General features: G+C 68.6%; 14 protein-coding genes and 1 riboswitch. Of the genes, 6 read left to right on the top strand and 8 right to left on the bottom strand.

Annotation, left to right across the window (positions count from 1 at the left end):
* Window positions 1-7: 7 nt before the first annotated feature.
* The 3 genes from AC5RVD_RS02905 to AC5RVD_RS02895 all read right to left on the bottom strand — a co-directional run bounded on the left by AC5RVD_RS02905 (window position 8) and on the right by AC5RVD_RS02895 (window position 4,398).
* Window positions 8-1,387 (bottom strand): NtaA/DmoA family FMN-dependent monooxygenase, encoded by a 1,380-nt coding sequence (locus AC5RVD_RS02905; RefSeq protein ID WP_494125890.1) that lies wholly within the window; start codon window positions 1,385-1,387, stop codon window positions 8-10.
* Window positions 1,388-1,541: 154 nt separating this feature from the next.
* Window positions 1,542-1,651: riboswitch (TPP riboswitch) on the bottom strand.
* A gap of 197 nt (window positions 1,652-1,848) precedes the next feature.
* Window positions 1,849-3,369, bottom strand: a complete 1,521-nt coding sequence (gene scpC / locus AC5RVD_RS02900; RefSeq protein WP_494125889.1) for a succinyl-CoA:acetate CoA-transferase ScpC — start codon at window positions 3,367-3,369, stop codon at window positions 1,849-1,851.
* A 129-nt stretch (window positions 3,370-3,498) separates the two neighbouring features.
* On the bottom strand, window positions 3,499-4,398 hold the full coding sequence (locus tag AC5RVD_RS02895; RefSeq protein WP_494125888.1) for a LysR family transcriptional regulator ArgP: 900 nt from the start codon (window positions 4,396-4,398) through the stop codon (window positions 3,499-3,501).
* A 70-nt stretch (window positions 4,399-4,468) separates the two neighbouring features.
* Between AC5RVD_RS02895 and AC5RVD_RS02890 the strand changes: the two genes are divergently transcribed.
* Both AC5RVD_RS02890 and AC5RVD_RS02885 read left to right on the top strand, forming a co-directional pair.
* On the top strand, window positions 4,469-5,089 hold the full coding sequence (locus AC5RVD_RS02890; RefSeq protein ID WP_494125887.1) for a LysE/ArgO family amino acid transporter: 621 nt from the start codon (window positions 4,469-4,471) through the stop codon (window positions 5,087-5,089).
* A gap of 22 nt (window positions 5,090-5,111) precedes the next feature.
* The gene (locus AC5RVD_RS02885; protein ID WP_494112280.1) at window positions 5,112-5,624 is read left to right on the top strand and encodes a metallophosphoesterase family protein; all 513 of its coding nucleotides are present in this window, start codon (window positions 5,112-5,114) and stop codon (window positions 5,622-5,624) included.
* Here AC5RVD_RS02885 and AC5RVD_RS02880 read toward each other — a convergent pair.
* Window positions 5,621-5,818 carry a DUF2795 domain-containing protein gene (locus AC5RVD_RS02880; RefSeq protein WP_494112281.1) on the bottom strand — a complete coding sequence of 66 codons (198 nt, stop codon included), beginning with the start codon at window positions 5,816-5,818 and terminating at the stop codon, window positions 5,621-5,623. The two genes, AC5RVD_RS02885 and AC5RVD_RS02880, sit on opposite strands and share 4 nt — an antisense overlap.
* A 371-nt stretch (window positions 5,819-6,189) precedes the next feature.
* Between AC5RVD_RS02880 and AC5RVD_RS02875 the strand changes: the two genes are divergently transcribed.
* From AC5RVD_RS02875 to AC5RVD_RS02865, 3 genes are all read left to right on the top strand, one after another.
* Window positions 6,190-6,876 carry a transglycosylase family protein gene (locus AC5RVD_RS02875; RefSeq protein WP_494125886.1) on the top strand — a complete coding sequence of 229 codons (687 nt, stop codon included), beginning with the start codon at window positions 6,190-6,192 and terminating at the stop codon, window positions 6,874-6,876.
* A gap of 113 nt (window positions 6,877-6,989) precedes the next feature.
* Complete coding sequence (locus tag AC5RVD_RS02870; protein ID WP_494125885.1) at window positions 6,990-8,681, top strand: long-chain-fatty-acid--CoA ligase; 1,692 nt, start codon at window positions 6,990-6,992, stop codon at window positions 8,679-8,681.
* A gap of 182 nt (window positions 8,682-8,863) precedes the next feature.
* Window positions 8,864-9,850, top strand: a complete 987-nt coding sequence (locus AC5RVD_RS02865; RefSeq protein WP_494125884.1) for an ABC transporter substrate-binding protein — start codon at window positions 8,864-8,866, stop codon at window positions 9,848-9,850.
* A 103-nt stretch (window positions 9,851-9,953) separates the two neighbouring features.
* Here AC5RVD_RS02865 and AC5RVD_RS02860 read toward each other — a convergent pair whose 3' ends face one another.
* The 4 genes from AC5RVD_RS02860 to AC5RVD_RS02845 form a co-directional block, all read right to left on the bottom strand.
* On the bottom strand, window positions 9,954-10,538 hold the full coding sequence (locus AC5RVD_RS02860) for an LOG family protein (protein WP_494112285.1): 585 nt from the start codon (window positions 10,536-10,538) through the stop codon (window positions 9,954-9,956).
* A gap of 65 nt (window positions 10,539-10,603) precedes the next feature.
* Window positions 10,604-10,819: an Rv3202a family protein gene (locus AC5RVD_RS02855; protein WP_494121452.1), complete on the bottom strand. Its 216-nt coding sequence runs from the start codon at window positions 10,817-10,819 to the stop codon at window positions 10,604-10,606.
* A 69-nt stretch (window positions 10,820-10,888) separates the two neighbouring features.
* The gene (locus tag AC5RVD_RS02850; protein WP_494125883.1) at window positions 10,889-11,191 is read right to left on the bottom strand and encodes a MoaD/ThiS family protein; all 303 of its coding nucleotides are present in this window, start codon (window positions 11,189-11,191) and stop codon (window positions 10,889-10,891) included.
* A 12-nt stretch (window positions 11,192-11,203) separates the two neighbouring features.
* Window positions 11,204-12,301, bottom strand: a complete 1,098-nt coding sequence (locus tag AC5RVD_RS02845) for a WD40/YVTN/BNR-like repeat-containing protein (protein ID WP_494125882.1) — start codon at window positions 12,299-12,301, stop codon at window positions 11,204-11,206.
* A gap of 95 nt (window positions 12,302-12,396) precedes the next feature.
* Here AC5RVD_RS02845 and AC5RVD_RS02840 point away from each other — a divergent pair, with 95 nt between their 5' ends.
* Window positions 12,397-13,665, top strand: a complete 1,269-nt coding sequence (locus tag AC5RVD_RS02840) for an MFS transporter (protein WP_494125881.1) — start codon at window positions 12,397-12,399, stop codon at window positions 13,663-13,665.
* The last annotated feature ends 97 nt before the right edge of the window (window positions 13,666-13,762 follow it).

Here is a 13,762-nt window from a genome sequence, read left to right as displayed (position 1 = left end):
ACCGCTGCTAAGACGCGACGGAGCGACTGCCCTCCCGGGAGGCTCCCAGGTGATCGCGCAGGGTGCGTCCCGAATACGCGGTCCGGAACCGGCCTCGGGCCTGCAGTTCCGGCACCACCCCGTTGACGAACTCTTCGAGCGAGGACGGGTAGAGGGCCGACATGATCACGAAACCGTCAGCCGCCTCAGAGTCGTAGAGTTCGCACAAGTAGTCGGCGATGTCCGCCGGATCGCCCACGGGCTGGGGGTGCAGCTGGTTCATGGCCTGCGCCGTCGCCAGATCGCGGACGGTCATCGATTCCCGGCGGGCTGCGGCCAGGAGCATCTGTTCAAAACCATCGCTGCCCGTGGCCCCGCGGTGGGCCAGCAGCAACTCCTCGGCGCTGCCGTCCGGCTGCAGGTCCTCCCGGGCCGCGTGGAGGAGCCGGCCCAACTTCGTCAGGACGTCCTCCTCATCGAGCGCCGCCTCCAGGCCTCGTACGGCTTGGCGCGCGGCGGCGGGAGTGGCGCCGGTGATCGGCTGGACGGCCGGGAGCACGGCCAGCCGATCCGGATTCCGTCCGGCGGCGGCGGCGCGGGCCCGCAGTTCGGTCCGCACCGCGCGCATGGCGTCCGGAGTGTCGGCGACGGCGAACACGACCTCGGCCCAGCGGGCGGCGAACTCCATGCCGCGCAGGGAGGATCCGGCCTGCATGAGTACCGGCCTTCCCTGCGGACTGCGCGGCAGGGTGATCGGACCGCGGCTCAGCGGACGGTCGTCGTCGCCGTCGAGCCGGGGCCGTTCGGGTATCCGGTGGACACGCTCCGGATCCGCAAACCGGCGTCCCGGCGCATCCAGTGTTAGCGCCCCGGGGTCCCAGGTTTCCCACAGGTCCACCACGGTCTGGACGACGTCGTCGGCCCGGTAGTAACGCTCCGACTTGGGCGGGATGGAGGGCAGGCCGAAGTTGGCGGCCTCGGCGTCCGTGGTGGACGTGACGATGTTCCAGGCGACCCGGCCGCCGGAGAGGTGATCCAGCGAGAGAAGCTTCCGGGCGATGGTGTAAGCAGGGGTGAACGTCGTGGAGATGGTGGCGGCCAACCCCAGGTGCCGGGTCGCCCCGGCAACCAGTGACAGGGTGACCAAGGGGTCGAGATAGATGGCGCCCTTGCCGCCCGTGACCAGCGTGGTGGCGAAGTCGCCCGCGTTGTCCTCCGGGACGGCCAGCGCGTCGGGCAGGAACAGCATGTCGAAGCAGCCTCGTTCCAGTGTCCGGCCCAGATCAAGATAAAACTCCGCGCTCAGCCAGTCGCGCCGGGAGAGCGGATGCCGCCAGTTCTCCGAATACTGGCTGGTGGGCGGGTTGACCATCGCCACCAGGTGCATGCCGTCAGCTGGGGAGCGCATCATATCCTCCCGGCGACGCAAGAAGACGGCCGGCGGGCAGGACCCCGCCGGGCACGGCCGGGCTCGCTGCTGCCATCAGCCAGTCGGAGCCGGTGAGTGGGACGGCAGCGTCGGATGTCTGCATGTTCGCGCCCTTCTGTTGAGTTAACAGGGGACGGGTGTGAGGGTTGCTCCCTGCGCTGGCATGATCCAGATCAGGTTCAACGGTCGAAACTTGAGAAGCTTCCTCTCAGCCCGGCTCACCGGACTCCCGTGTACAAGCCAGCAGCCTACCGGCAGTCGCACCCGGGCGGCGAAAGACCGCCGGTACGACGGCGTCATACTCCCGGGCGGAGACCCGGAGACCCGGAGACCCGGAGAGCTGGAGAGCCGGAGAGCTGGAGAGCCGGAGGGCCGGAGGGCCGGAGGGCCAGAGAGAGAGAGCCGGACAGACCTCCGCCCGGGGGTGGGCGAGGCGGCCGTTACTGCTGCGCGGGGCGCATGCTGCCGGTCTCCACGAAGCGCTGGTGCCAGGACAAGGCCTCCCCGAGCAGGTGCGGGGTGTGCTTGCCGAAGCTGTCCCGGCAGGCACGGTCGAAGTAGTCCTGCAGCATCGGCCGGTAGTCGGGGTGGGCGCAGGTCTCGATGATCTTGCGCGCCCGCTGCTTCGGCGCGAGGCCGCGCAGGTCGGCCAGCCCCTGCTCGGTGATCACGATCATCGTGTCGTGCTCGGTGTGGTCGACGTGGCTGGCCATCGGCACGATGCTGGAAACCTTCCCGCCCTTGGCCATGCTGGGGGACATGAAGACGGACAGGTAGCTGTTCCGGGCGAAGTCGCCGGAGCCGCCGATGCCGTTCATCACCTTGGTGCCGGCCACGTGGGTGGAGTTGATGTTGCCGTAAATGTCCGCTTCGATCATCCCGTTGAGCGAGATGCAGCCCAGCCGGCGCACCAGCTCGGGGTGGTTGGAGATTTCCTGGGTGCGCAGGATGATGCGCTCGCGGTAGTAGTCCACGTTCGCGTTGAACTCCTCCAGACCGGTGCGGCTGAGCGAGAAGGACGTGGCGGAGGCCATCCGCAGCACGCCCTCCTTGAGCAGCTGCAGCATGCCGTCCTGGATGACCTCGGTGTAGGCGGTCAGGCCGCGGTAGCCGCCGGCCGCCAGGCCTTCCAGCACGGCGTTGGGGATATTGCCGACCCCGGACTGCAACGGGAGCAGCTGCTCGGTCAGGCGCCCGCGCCGGACCTCGTGGTCCAGGAACTCCAGCAGGTGGCCCGCGATTTGCTGCGAGTTTTCATCGGGCGGGTTGAAAGGGGAGTTCCGATCCGGCGCGTCGGTGTGCACGATGGCCACGATCTTGTCCGGATCCACCTCCAGGTAGGGTTCACCAATCCGGTCGTCCGGATTCACGAGCGGGATGGGCCTGCGTTCCGGCGGCAGGGCGGTGCCGTGGTAGACGTCGTGCATGCCTTCGAGGCCGAGCGGCTGGGCGTTGTTGATCTCCACGATGACCCGGCTGGCCTCCCGGAGCCAGGTCATGTTGTTGCCCACCGAGGTGGACGGGATGAGTCGTCCGTCCTCGAGGATGCCCACGGCCTCGACCACGGCCAGGTCGACGTCGCCGAAAAAGCCGAACCAGGTGTGCTGGGCGACGTGGCTGAGGTGCATGTCGATGTAGTCGAGCTCGCCGGCATTGATCCGCTCGCGCAGCGCCGGGTCCGACTGGTACGGCAGCCGCAGCTGCATCCCGTCGACCTTGGCGAGGGCGCCGTCGAGCTCGGGGGCCGTTGAGGCGCCGGTCAGCACGCGGATCTTGAACTGCTCCCCGGCCGCATGGGCGGTTTCCATCCGCGCCGCCAGCGCCTGCGGCACGGCCTTCGGATAACCGGCCCCGGTGAAGCCGCTCATGGCCACCGTCATGCCGGGTTTGATCAGTTCAGCCGCCTGCTCCGCGGACATCACGCGCTCGAGCAGGCGGGCGTTGCGAATGCGGTCTTGCATCGTGCCCCTTCGTCTGGATCTCCCCTTCCACTCTAGGGGTCGGGCCAGGCACCGGGGCTCCGGGCGGAGGGAAACGGCCCCGGCCGACGGGCGGAGTCGTGGCACGCAGCCTGATTTTCGGTGAAGAGGCTAGGGCTGGCGCAGCTGTTCTTCGGCGGTCTGCCGCACGCAGGCAGTCAGTTCGTCGAGCACCGGCGAGCTGATCTTCCAGCGCTGCCAGTACAACGGCACGTCAACCGGCAGGTCGGGGGCCAGCTCGTGCAGCGTCCCGTTGCGAACGTCCGCCAGGCACTGTTGCTCCGGCAGCAGCGCCCACCCGAAGCCCAGCCGGACGGCTGCCGCAAACTCCGCCGAGGCCGGCAGATAGTGGCGCGGCGCCGCCAGGGCAGCGCCGGTCAGTTCCCGGTAGAAGCGCTCCTGCAGGTCGTCCTTGCGGTCGAAATCCAGCACGGGCGCGGCCGCCAGCCACGCCACATCAGCGTCCCCTGCCCCGGCGGGCCGCCAGTGCTCCAGGTAGGCCGGGCTGGCCACGGCCCGGTAGCGCAGCGAGCCGAGCGCCTCCACCGAGCAGCCCTGGACCGGTTCCGGCGTGGCCGTCACCGCCGCCGTCACCAGTCCGGCCCGCAGCAACGAGGTTGAATGCTGCTCGTCTTCGCGGTGGACTTCGAAGAACACGCCCCGCTCGCGCGGCATGCGGGCCAGCGCGCCCAGGAACCACGTGGCCAGCGAATCCGAGTTGACCACCAGCGGCAGGGCCACGCCGTCACCGTTGCCGCCGAGTTCGCGCTGCGCATCGTCCTGCAGGACCCTCACCTGCCGCGCCAGCCGCAGCACCACATCTCCGGCAGCAGTCGGCCGCACCGGGGCGGTGCGCTGCAACAGGACCTGCCCCGCCGCCTGCTCCATGGCCTTGATCCGTTGGGACACGGCCGAAGGCGTCACGTGGAGCGCACGGGAGGCCGCATCGAAGCTTCCTTCCTGGACGACGACGGCGAAGGTCGCCAGATGGTCGAACTGGAACGGCTGCATAAGTCCAGCTTACGTAACCCAAGATTCTTTAGCTGTACTGATGCGCGGGTTGTCAGTAGCGTCGACTGTTGTGACTACCGCTATTGCACCCACAGTTTTGCTGGGCCTGGGAACCGGGCTGGCCCTGATCGTCGCCATCGGGGCGCAGAACGCCTTTGTGCTGCGCCAAGGCATCCGCGGCGAGCACATCGGCGTCGTCGTACTCATCTGCGCGGTTTCCGACGCCCTGCTGATCACCGCCGGGATCGCCGGCATCGGTGCGGTAATCCAGGCCGCTCCGGCAGTTGTCGACGTCATCCGCCTGGGCGGGGCGGCGTTCCTGCTGGCCTACGCGGTGTTCGCCGCCAAACGGGCGATCAGGCCCGGCTTCCTGACCGCCTCAGCCAATCGCTCCGGCGGGGGACTGGCCGCGACGGCTGCCACGGCGCTCGCCCTGACCTGGCTGAACCCGCACGTCTATCTGGACACGGTCCTGCTGCTTGGTTCCATCGCCAACACCCAGGGGCCGGAACTGCGCTGGTATTTCGGCGCCGGCGCCGTGGCGGGCAGCCTCATCTGGTTCAGCGCCCTCGGCTTCGGCGCCCGGCTGCTGCGGCCCTTCTTCGCCCGGCCGGGCTCCTGGCGCCTGCTCGACGGTCTGATCGCCGTCGTCATGCTGGTGCTCGGGCTGCGGATGGCCTTTTATCTCTGACCGGATATGCGAGGATGCCGGTATGGCCACCACCTTGCTGCTGCTGGCGGACACGCATGTGCCCAAACGCGCCCGGCGCCTCCCGGACCAGGTGTGGGACGCGGTGGAGGCGGCCGACGTCGTCTTCCACGCCGGCGATTGGGTCACCGCCGACCTGCTCGACGAGCTGGACGAGCGGAGCCGGCGGCTGGTCGCGGTCTACGGCAACAACGACGGCGACGACCTGCGCTCGCGGCTGCCGGAGATTGCCGAGGCAACCATCGACGGCGTCCGGTTCGCCATGATCCACGAAACGGGAGCGGCGCAGGGCCGGGAACAACGGTGCGAGGCCCGCTTCCCCGATGTTGACGTCCTGGTGTTCGGGCACAGCCACATCCCGTGGGACACCACGTCGCCCGGCGGCCTGCGGCTGCTGAACCCGGGGTCGCCGACCGACCGCCGCCGCCAGCCGGTCTGCACGTACATGACGGCTACCGCCGAGGGCGGCAGCCTGGTGGACGTCCGGCTGGTGCCGGTGGAGCAGAGGACGCGCTAATTGTTGTCGGAAACCGCCTTGCTGACTTCCGCGGGCGTTTCATACTGCCGGTCGGGAAGGTTCTTGAGCGCCGAGAGGACGTCGTCGCCGGCCCCGGACTCTTCTGCGTTCTTCACCAAATCGGCGGCGGAAGCGGGGTAGTCGACGCCGCCCAGCGCCTTCTGGATATCAATGGGACTGGGATTGTCTGCCATGGGAAGTCCTTCCGATCGAATAAGAATCCCCACGCTACGTGCTGGGCCGGGCACTGGGAAGAGCCCGAAGGGGCAGGATCGCACCTAGCCTTGATTTGAGCCGCCGCGCGCACCGACACGCCGTGCAGAGATCACGGTTTTGCAACGTTGGTTACTTTCCGGTAACGTGCAGTTCGTGCGTGGGTCAGATGACCGCGCCAGGGGATGCCGGAAGTTCCGGCGTGATTTACCCATGGAATGCCCGGACGCTGCCCACGCCTTTCGCCGTCAGAATGGCAGACGTCCACATGACCTCGATTATGCGAGTGGCTGACGGCGGTGCGGAGACGTTCGGGGACGGACTGAGCACAGGGCGGCCTCACCGGAGCATTGTGAATCCAAATAAAAACCTGAACCTTAGCCGTGCCCTGCGTGGCGGCCTCGCGGCCGTCGCCCTGACCGGAGCCAGCGTTGCGCTGGTCGGACCGGCCGCGAACGCGGCCGACGGGGTGACCTGGGACGCCTTGGCCCAGTGCGAGTCCGGCGGTGACTGGAACATCAACACCGGCAACGGCTACTCCGGCGGCCTGCAGTTCGCCCCGGGCACGTGGGCGGCGAACGGCGGCAGCGGTTCTGCCGCTGACGCGAGCCGCGCCGAGCAAATTGCCGTGGCAGAGAATGTCCTGGACAGCCAGGGCTGGGGTGCCTGGCCTGCCTGCTCGTCCAAGCTGGGACTGTCCGGCGGCGGCGGAGGGTCGCAGGTGAGCAGCCAGTCGGCCCAGATCCAGCAGGCACCCGTCCAGCAGGCTCCGGTCGCCCAGGCTCCGGTCGCCCAGGCGCCGGTCCAGCAGGCCCCGGTTGCGCAGGCTCCGGCCCCGGTACAGGCCGCGCCCGCGGTGCAGGCCCCGGCGGTCAGCGGCGAAACCTACACCGTCCAGCCCGGCGACACCCTGGGCAAGATCGCCCAGTCCCTGGGCCTTCAGGGCGGATGGCAGGATCTGTTCGCGGTCAATGCGGACACTGTTGCCGATCCGAACCTGATCTTCGTGGACCAGGTTCTGCAGCTGCCCGCGCAGTAATTCGCTGTGCCAGCAACGCCCCGTTCTCCGACAGGAGGGCGGGGCCTTGTTGGTTGGGCCCAAAAGACGCGCCCTAGACTGGTATCAACCGAGTGAGAGGACGGGCCACTGCTGTGTCCACCGTTGAAAACCGCCCGTGGCTGCAGAATTACCAGCCAGGCGTGCCGGCCGAGATCGAAGTTCCCACCGAATCCCTGTCCCACATGCTGGAAACCTCGGTCCGCCGGTTCCGGAAGCAGACGGCCCTCGACTTTTTCGGCGCCACGACGAGCTATCGGGAGCTCGGCCGCCAGATAGACCGGGCAGCGGAAGGCCTGCGCCGGCTCGGCGTAGGCCCGGGCAGCCGCGTGGCCCTGATCCTGCCGAACTGCCCCCAGCACGTGGTGGCCTTCTACGCCGTGCTGCGCCTGGGCGCCGTCGTCGTCGAACATAATCCGCTGTACACCGAGCGCGAACTCCGCCACCAGTTCGAGGACCACGGGGCGACGGTAGCCATTGTCTGGAACAACGTGGTGGCCAAAGTGCAGGGGTTCCCGCCGGACATCGAGGTCAAGGCGATCGTGTCGGTGGACCTGACCCGTGCGATGCCCCGGGCCAAGCGCGTGGCCCTGCGGCTGCCGGTCCCGGCCGCGAGGAAGGCGCGCAAAGCGCTGACCGCACCGGTGAAGGGTACCGTCACGTGGGAGAGGCTGCTGCAGGCCAGGCGGCTGAAGAAGTCGCATCCCCGGCCGGCGGTGACCGACCTGGCGGCCATCCAGTACACCTCCGGCACCACGGGACAGCCCAAGGGCGCCATGCTCACGCACCGGAACCTGCGGGCCAACGCGGAGCAGGGCCGCGCCTGGATGCACGGAATCTCCGAGGGCAAGGAGGTCATGTACGCCATCCTGCCGATGTTCCACGCCTTCGGCATGACCCTGCACCTGACGTTCGGGGTGCTCATCGGTTCGCGGGTGGTCCTGTTCCCCAAGTTCGACGTGGACCTGGTGCTGGCGGCGGCGAAGAAGACTCCGCCCACCATATTCTGCGCCGTGCCGCCCATCTACGAGCGGACCGCCCGGGAAGCCAGAAAGCGCCGGGTGAATCTGGGGTCCGTGCGGTTCGCCATCTCGGGTGCGATGAACCTGCCGCAGGCCACCGTTGACTTATGGGAGGAGACCGCCGGCGGCCTGCTGGTGGAGGGCTACGGGATGACGGAGACCTCGCCGGTGGCCCTGGGCAACCCGTTCGCGCCCACGCGGAAGAACGGCACGATCGGTGTTCCGTTCCCCAACACGGAGATGCGGGTGGTTGATCCGGAGGACCCGTCCAACGACGTCGCCCCCGGCGAGCCGGGTGAACTCCTGATCCGCGGCCCGCAGGTCTTCCAGGGGTACTGGGGCAAGCCGGAGGAAACGGCGGAGGTCCTGCTCGACGGCGGCTGGGTGCGCACCGGCGACATCGTCACCGTGGACGCGCAGCACAACGTACGCATCGTCGACAGGGTCAAGGAACTGATCATCACCGGCGGCTTCAATGTTTCGCCGTCCGAAGTCGAAGACGCCCTCCGCTCCCACCCCGACGTGATGGAGGCCGCGGCGGTCGGCATTCCGCGTCCGGAGGGAGGCGAGGAGGTGGCGGCCGCCGTCGTGCTTCGCTCCGGAGACGACGTCAGGCTGGACGAACAGGGGATGCGGGACTACTGCCGCGGCCGGCTCGCGGCGTACAAGGTCCCGCGCCGGATAGTTGCTGCCCAGGATCTGCCCAAGTCGATCCTGGGCAAGGTGCTCCGCAAGCAGGTCAAGGAGCAACTCGCTGCCCGGTGATTTGCCTGTCCCGCGTGGGGGTCTTGCAACGAGATGCGTGACGCGTCACATTACGGACGCGCGGCGAGCATGCGGTGTGAGCCGTGACATAGTGGTCCCCGGTGGCAGCGCAATGGCCGCGCTTTCCGGTTGGGGGAGACCGCGGGCGCTGTCACTTGATTTTTTCGAACTGAGGAAGTGACATGAAGCGAACAATACTGACGCTGCTGGCAGGTGTCTCCGCGCTTGGACTGGCGGCTTGTGGATCCGGATCACCCAGCGGCGGCGGCAGCGAGGCCGGCGGGAACGAATCCGCCGCGCCCGGGGGCCTGACCAAGGTGACCGTCGGCGTGATTCCGATTGTGGACACCGCCCCGCTGTGGCTGGGCGACTCGAAGGGGTTCTTCGAAGAAGAGGGCCTGGACCTGGACATCCAGAATGTCGCCGGCGGCGCGGCGGCCATCCCCGCCGTGGTCAGCGGTGGGTTCGACTTCGCCTTCGGCAACGTCGTGTCGGTCATGGTGGCCAACGACAAGGGCCTGGACATCCAGTTGGTGGCCAACGGCAACTCCACCTCGGGAGACACCTCGCACGATTTCGGCGGGGTAGTGGTTAATGGCGATTCGGACATAAAGTCGCCCAAGGACCTGGCCGGCAAGACCGTGTCGGTGAATACCCTCTCCAACATCGGCGACACCACCATCCGCAGCGTGATCGAGGCCGACGGCGGCGACCCCGAGAGCGTGAAATTCGTGGAGATTGGCTTCCCGGACGCCCCGGCCGCCCTGGCCAAGGGGCAGGTCGACGCCGCCTGGATCCTGGATCCGTTCCTGTCCCAGGCAGTCGAGGACGGCGGCCGCGTGGTCTCCTACAACTTCGCCGACTTCGACAAGAACCTGGATATCTCGGGCTACTTCGCCACCGGCGACACGGTTTCCGGCGATCCGGAGCTGGTAAAGAAGTTCCAGGCCGCGATGAACCGCTCGCTGGAGTACGCGCAGGAGAACCCGGACGAGGTCCGCGAGATCGTGGGCACCTACACCAAAATCGACGAAGACGCCCGCGCGAAGATGGCCCTGCCGACCTTCCGCAAGGACTTCAACATGGAGGCGGCGCAGAAGCTCGCCGACGCGGCGCTGAAGTACGGCACGCTGGGGAAGCCCGCGGAGCTGGACAAGTTCTTCCCGTAGGCCAGGTCCTCACCGGTACGACGGCGGGGCCTCCCGGCGTTTGTGACCCCCGACAGCGTCTCTCCCGGAAGGGAGGGGCGCTGTCTGCGTTCCACCGCCGCCGTTAGATCCGGCTGCGCTCGCCGGGATCCCGCCACTTGCGCACCGGAGGCCTCCAGCCGTCGATGGCGTCCAGCAGCTCAGCGGCGGAGCCGGCCACGATGACGGCATCCCGATAGTCCTGTTTGAGGAAGCCGCTGGCGACCAGGCCGTCGATGGTAGCCAGCAGTTGGTCCCAGAAGCCGTTGATGTTCAGGAAGGCCACCGGTTTCTCATGGATACCGAGCTGAAGCCACGTCCAGGCTTCGAAAATCTCCTCCAGCGTTCCAATGCCGCCCGGCAGCGCCACGAAGGCGTCGGCCAGGTCGGCCATCATTTGTTTGCGCTCGTGCATGGAGTCCACCACGTGCAGGCTGCTCAGCCCGACGTGACCTACTTCGGTCTTGTCCAACGACTCCGGGATCACGCCCACCACGTCGCCGCCGGCCGCCACCGCGCTGTCCGCGACCACGCCCATCAGGCCCACCTGCCCGCCGCCGTACACAATCCCGATGCCGCGGGAGGCGAGTTCGGTGGCGAACCGCTCCGCCTCCCGCGCGTAGACGTCGTCCGTGCCGCTGGCTGATCCGGTGAAAACTGCAAGTCGCATGCGGCTATTATTCCAGTGCCGCAACTACGCCCTGGCCGCGCTCCGGCGTCCCTGGCGGACCGCTCTTACTCGGCTTCCCCGCGCGGATACTCGTCGTCATCGTCGGGCTTGATCAGTTCCAGCTGCTCCTGCAGGTCGGCCTCGTTCGCTTCCCAGTCGACCGGCAGCACGGTTGGTACGGCCGTGTCCGCGGCGTCCTCATCGACCGGACGCTCCTGCCAGGCGCGGTCGGCTTCATCCGCTTCGGGGACGTCTGCTTCGTGGTTGCCGGTACTGGTCATCGCGGGCCTCCTGTTGTCTGGTTCGGTCACATGCGGTCGTCTGATCACTACGGTAGCTAAACGTGGTTCCTATCCGCCGGCAACCGACTGGATGATGAGCAGTTCCTGCCCCGGAGCCACGAGCGTGGCCGGCCCCTGCAGCGTGCGGATGTCTTCGCCGTCGAGATAGAGATTGACGTAGCGGCGGATGGCACCGGTTTCGTTGCGGACCCGGCGGTTGCAGACCGGGTAGTCGCCGGCCAAGGCGTCCAGGATGTCCGCCACGGATTGCGGGCCGGATGCCGGTACGGTCAGCTCGCGCTGCTCGCCGGTGACCTTGGCCAGCAGGCTGGGCACGACGACGGTGACCGCCTTCTCTGCCACATCCACCACGGGGATCCCTCCTTAAAGGTTGGCCGCGCGGACACACAGGACGTCCGGCAGCCCCGAGGCCACTTCCACGAACACTTCGCCCTCGTCGGCACTGGCATACACCGAGCCGCCGCGGGTGCCGAAGTAGACGCCGGCCGGATCCCCGGTGTCCACGGCAGCGGCGTCGCGCAGCACCACGTTGTAGTCCAGGTCCGGCAATCCGGTGGCGAAACGCGCCCAGGTGGCGCCGCCGTCGTCGGTCCGATGCACGGCGAGATGCCCGTCCGGCGGGATCCGTTCGCCGTCTGCCTTGATCGGGACCACCCATGCGGTCCGGGACTTCCGCGGATGGGTGAGCATGACGAAGCCGAAATCGGTGGGCAGCCCGTCGGCGATGGACTGCCAGTTGTCGCCGGAATCATCCGAGCGGTAGACGCCGTGGTGGTTCTGCGCAAAGAGGGTGGACGGTGCGGCGGCATCCCGCGCGATCTTGTGGACGCACTGGCCCACCTCCGGATTCGGATCGGGCATGAAGTAGGCGCTGATGCCGTGGTTGCGTGCCTGCCAACTTGCCCCGCCGTCGGTGGTCCGGTACACGCCCCCGGTGCTCATGGCCACGTGGACGGTATCCGGATCCTGCGGGCTCGGCAGGACCGAATGAACGGCCGCCCCGCCATAACCGGCACCCCACTGGTCCTTGTCCGGGTGGTCCCACAGGCTGCGGTTGAGCTCGAAGTGCTCGCCGCCGTCGGTGGACTTCCAGACGGAAATCGGTTCGCAGCCGGCCCAGACCACGCCCGGCCGGTCCGCGGCATCGGGCTGGATCTGCCAGATCCGCTCCAGCGCCGCGCCGTCGCTGTCGCCGAAGCGGATGGAGCCGTTCTCCGGTTCCGTCCAGGTCTCGCCGAGGTCCTCCGAGCGGAAGACCGTGGGCCCCCAATGCTCGGAGCGGGCGCCCACCAGCAGGCGCGTCGAGCCGTCGCGCTGGTCGATCCCGATGCTGGGGATCTCGTTCATCAGAAAGTGCGGGCCAGACAGGGACCAATTGGTCCGGTCGCGGCTGGTCGCCAGCCACAGCCCCTTCTTGGTCCCGATCGCCAGGACGGTCTCCCCAGTAGCCATGCCACCCATTCGACCACCGAGGCACCGGCTGCGCAACGGTTTTGCGGCGAACGGCCGGGCGCGGGGCAGAATGGGGAGGCCGACCTTACTTCAGGAACGAGGACATGAGCACGCAGCCGCCGCACCAGCCCGGGTCCCGCCTCTGGCTCTGGGTCCTGATGGCGGCCGCCGTGCTGACGCAGACGTCCCTGAACGTGTCGCGGCCCGTCGTGTCCTACAAGCTGTTGGCGTTGGGCGGCGACGCGGCAGTGATCGGCGTGGTGACCGCCGTTTACGCCGTGCTGCCGGTGGTGGCGGCGCTGTGGCTGGGGCGGGTGAGCGACCGTGTTCCTTCGCTCAAGGGCATGGTCGCGTTGGGTGCTGCCCTGCTGGCGGTGGCCACGCTGGGGCTGGCCCTGGCGCAGGGATTCGTGGTCATCGGGGTATCCATGGCCCTGCTCGGGGTGGGTCACCTGGTGTTCACCATTGCCGGCCAGTCCGCCATCGGGCGGTATGCGCCGCTGAATCAGATGGACAGCGGCTTCGGCTGGTTCACGGCGGCGTTTTCGCTGGGTCAGTTGCTTGGCCCGCTGCTCGCCGGGCTGCTGCTGGGCAGCGGGACGGCGGGAGTAGGGCCAAGCTGGCTCGGCGCCATCGATCTGGCCCTGCTGCTGGCGGCGGGCATTGCCGCCGCCGGGGCGCCCGTGATGCTGATCGGCGCGCATCCCGGCGCCGCGGCCCGGCGGCTCCGCCGCGGCAAGAACGACGGCGGCGCCGCTCGGGAGCCGGTGGTGAAGGAGCCGGTGCTGCAGATCCTGCGGCGGCCCGGCGTCGCCTGGAACATGCTGGCGTCCATGGCGCTGCTCTCGGTGATCGACATCCTGGTGGCTTTCCTGCCGCTGGTCGGCGAGGAGCTCGGGGTGCCCCCGCTCTGGGTCGGTGTCCTGCTGGCCGTGCGGGCGGGCGCGTCGATCATCTCCCGGATCCTGCTGCCCTGGCTGGTGCACCGCTGGACCCGGATCCAGTTGCTGGTGGCCAGCCTGCTGGGCGCCGGCGCGGCGATCGCGGTGACACCGTTTGTTCTGGAGCCCTTCTGGGTGGCCGCGGCGGCGCTGTTCGTGGGCGGCTTCCTCCTGGGCCTGGGCCAGCCGCTGACCATGACGCTGATCAGCCACGCCGTCCGGCCGGAGTCCCGGGGCTCGGCGCTGGCACTGCGGCTGCTGGGCAACCGGGTGGGGCAGGTTGTGCTGCCGCTGGCCGCGGGCCTGGTGGCCGCGCCGCTCGGCCCGGGCGGCGCGATCTGGTTCTCCTGCGCGGTGCTGGGCGGTGCCGCCGCGGCACGGTTGACAGTGCGCAGCGGCGGTGGCGGCGGCGGGCGGCGGCCGGCCGATTAAAGCCGGCCTGGCGCTCCGGTTCGGGCGGCTGCTCCGGTTGTTGAGTGGAGCAGGGACCCGAAACGGAGCGCGACGGCGATGGCTGCGCACCGCCGTC

Source organism: Arthrobacter sp. THG-b23 (genome assembly GCF_059091265.1).
This window is presented reverse-complemented; position numbering and strand designations above follow the sequence as displayed.

What these genes read in the sequence shown, in the direction of transcription:
- AC5RVD_RS02845 (WP_494125882.1), bottom strand. Translation starts at nt 12,301, where the DNA reads ATGGGTGGCATGGCTACTGGGGAGACCGTCCTGGCGATCGGGACCAAG.
- AC5RVD_RS02905 (WP_494125890.1), bottom strand. Translation starts at nt 1,387, where the DNA reads ATGCGCTCCCCAGCTGACGGCATGCACCTGGTGGCGATGGTCAACCCG.
- AC5RVD_RS02895 (WP_494125888.1), bottom strand. Translation starts at nt 4,398, where the DNA reads ATGCAGCCGTTCCAGTTCGACCATCTGGCGACCTTCGCCGTCGTCGTC.
- scpC (WP_494125889.1), bottom strand. Translation starts at nt 3,369, where the DNA reads ATGCAAGACCGCATTCGCAACGCCCGCCTGCTCGAGCGCGTGATGTCC.
- AC5RVD_RS02880 (WP_494112281.1), bottom strand. Translation starts at nt 5,818, where the DNA reads ATGGCAGACAATCCCAGTCCCATTGATATCCAGAAGGCGCTGGGCGGC.
- AC5RVD_RS02885 (WP_494112280.1), top strand. Translation starts at nt 5,112, where the DNA reads ATGGCCACCACCTTGCTGCTGCTGGCGGACACGCATGTGCCCAAACGC.
- AC5RVD_RS02865 (WP_494125884.1), top strand. Translation starts at nt 8,864, where the DNA reads ATGAAGCGAACAATACTGACGCTGCTGGCAGGTGTCTCCGCGCTTGGA.
- AC5RVD_RS02840 (WP_494125881.1), top strand. Translation starts at nt 12,397, where the DNA reads ATGAGCACGCAGCCGCCGCACCAGCCCGGGTCCCGCCTCTGGCTCTGG.
- AC5RVD_RS02855 (WP_494121452.1), bottom strand. Translation starts at nt 10,819, where the DNA reads ATGACCAGTACCGGCAACCACGAAGCAGACGTCCCCGAAGCGGATGAA.
- AC5RVD_RS02860 (WP_494112285.1), bottom strand. Translation starts at nt 10,538, where the DNA reads ATGCGACTTGCAGTTTTCACCGGATCAGCCAGCGGCACGGACGACGTC.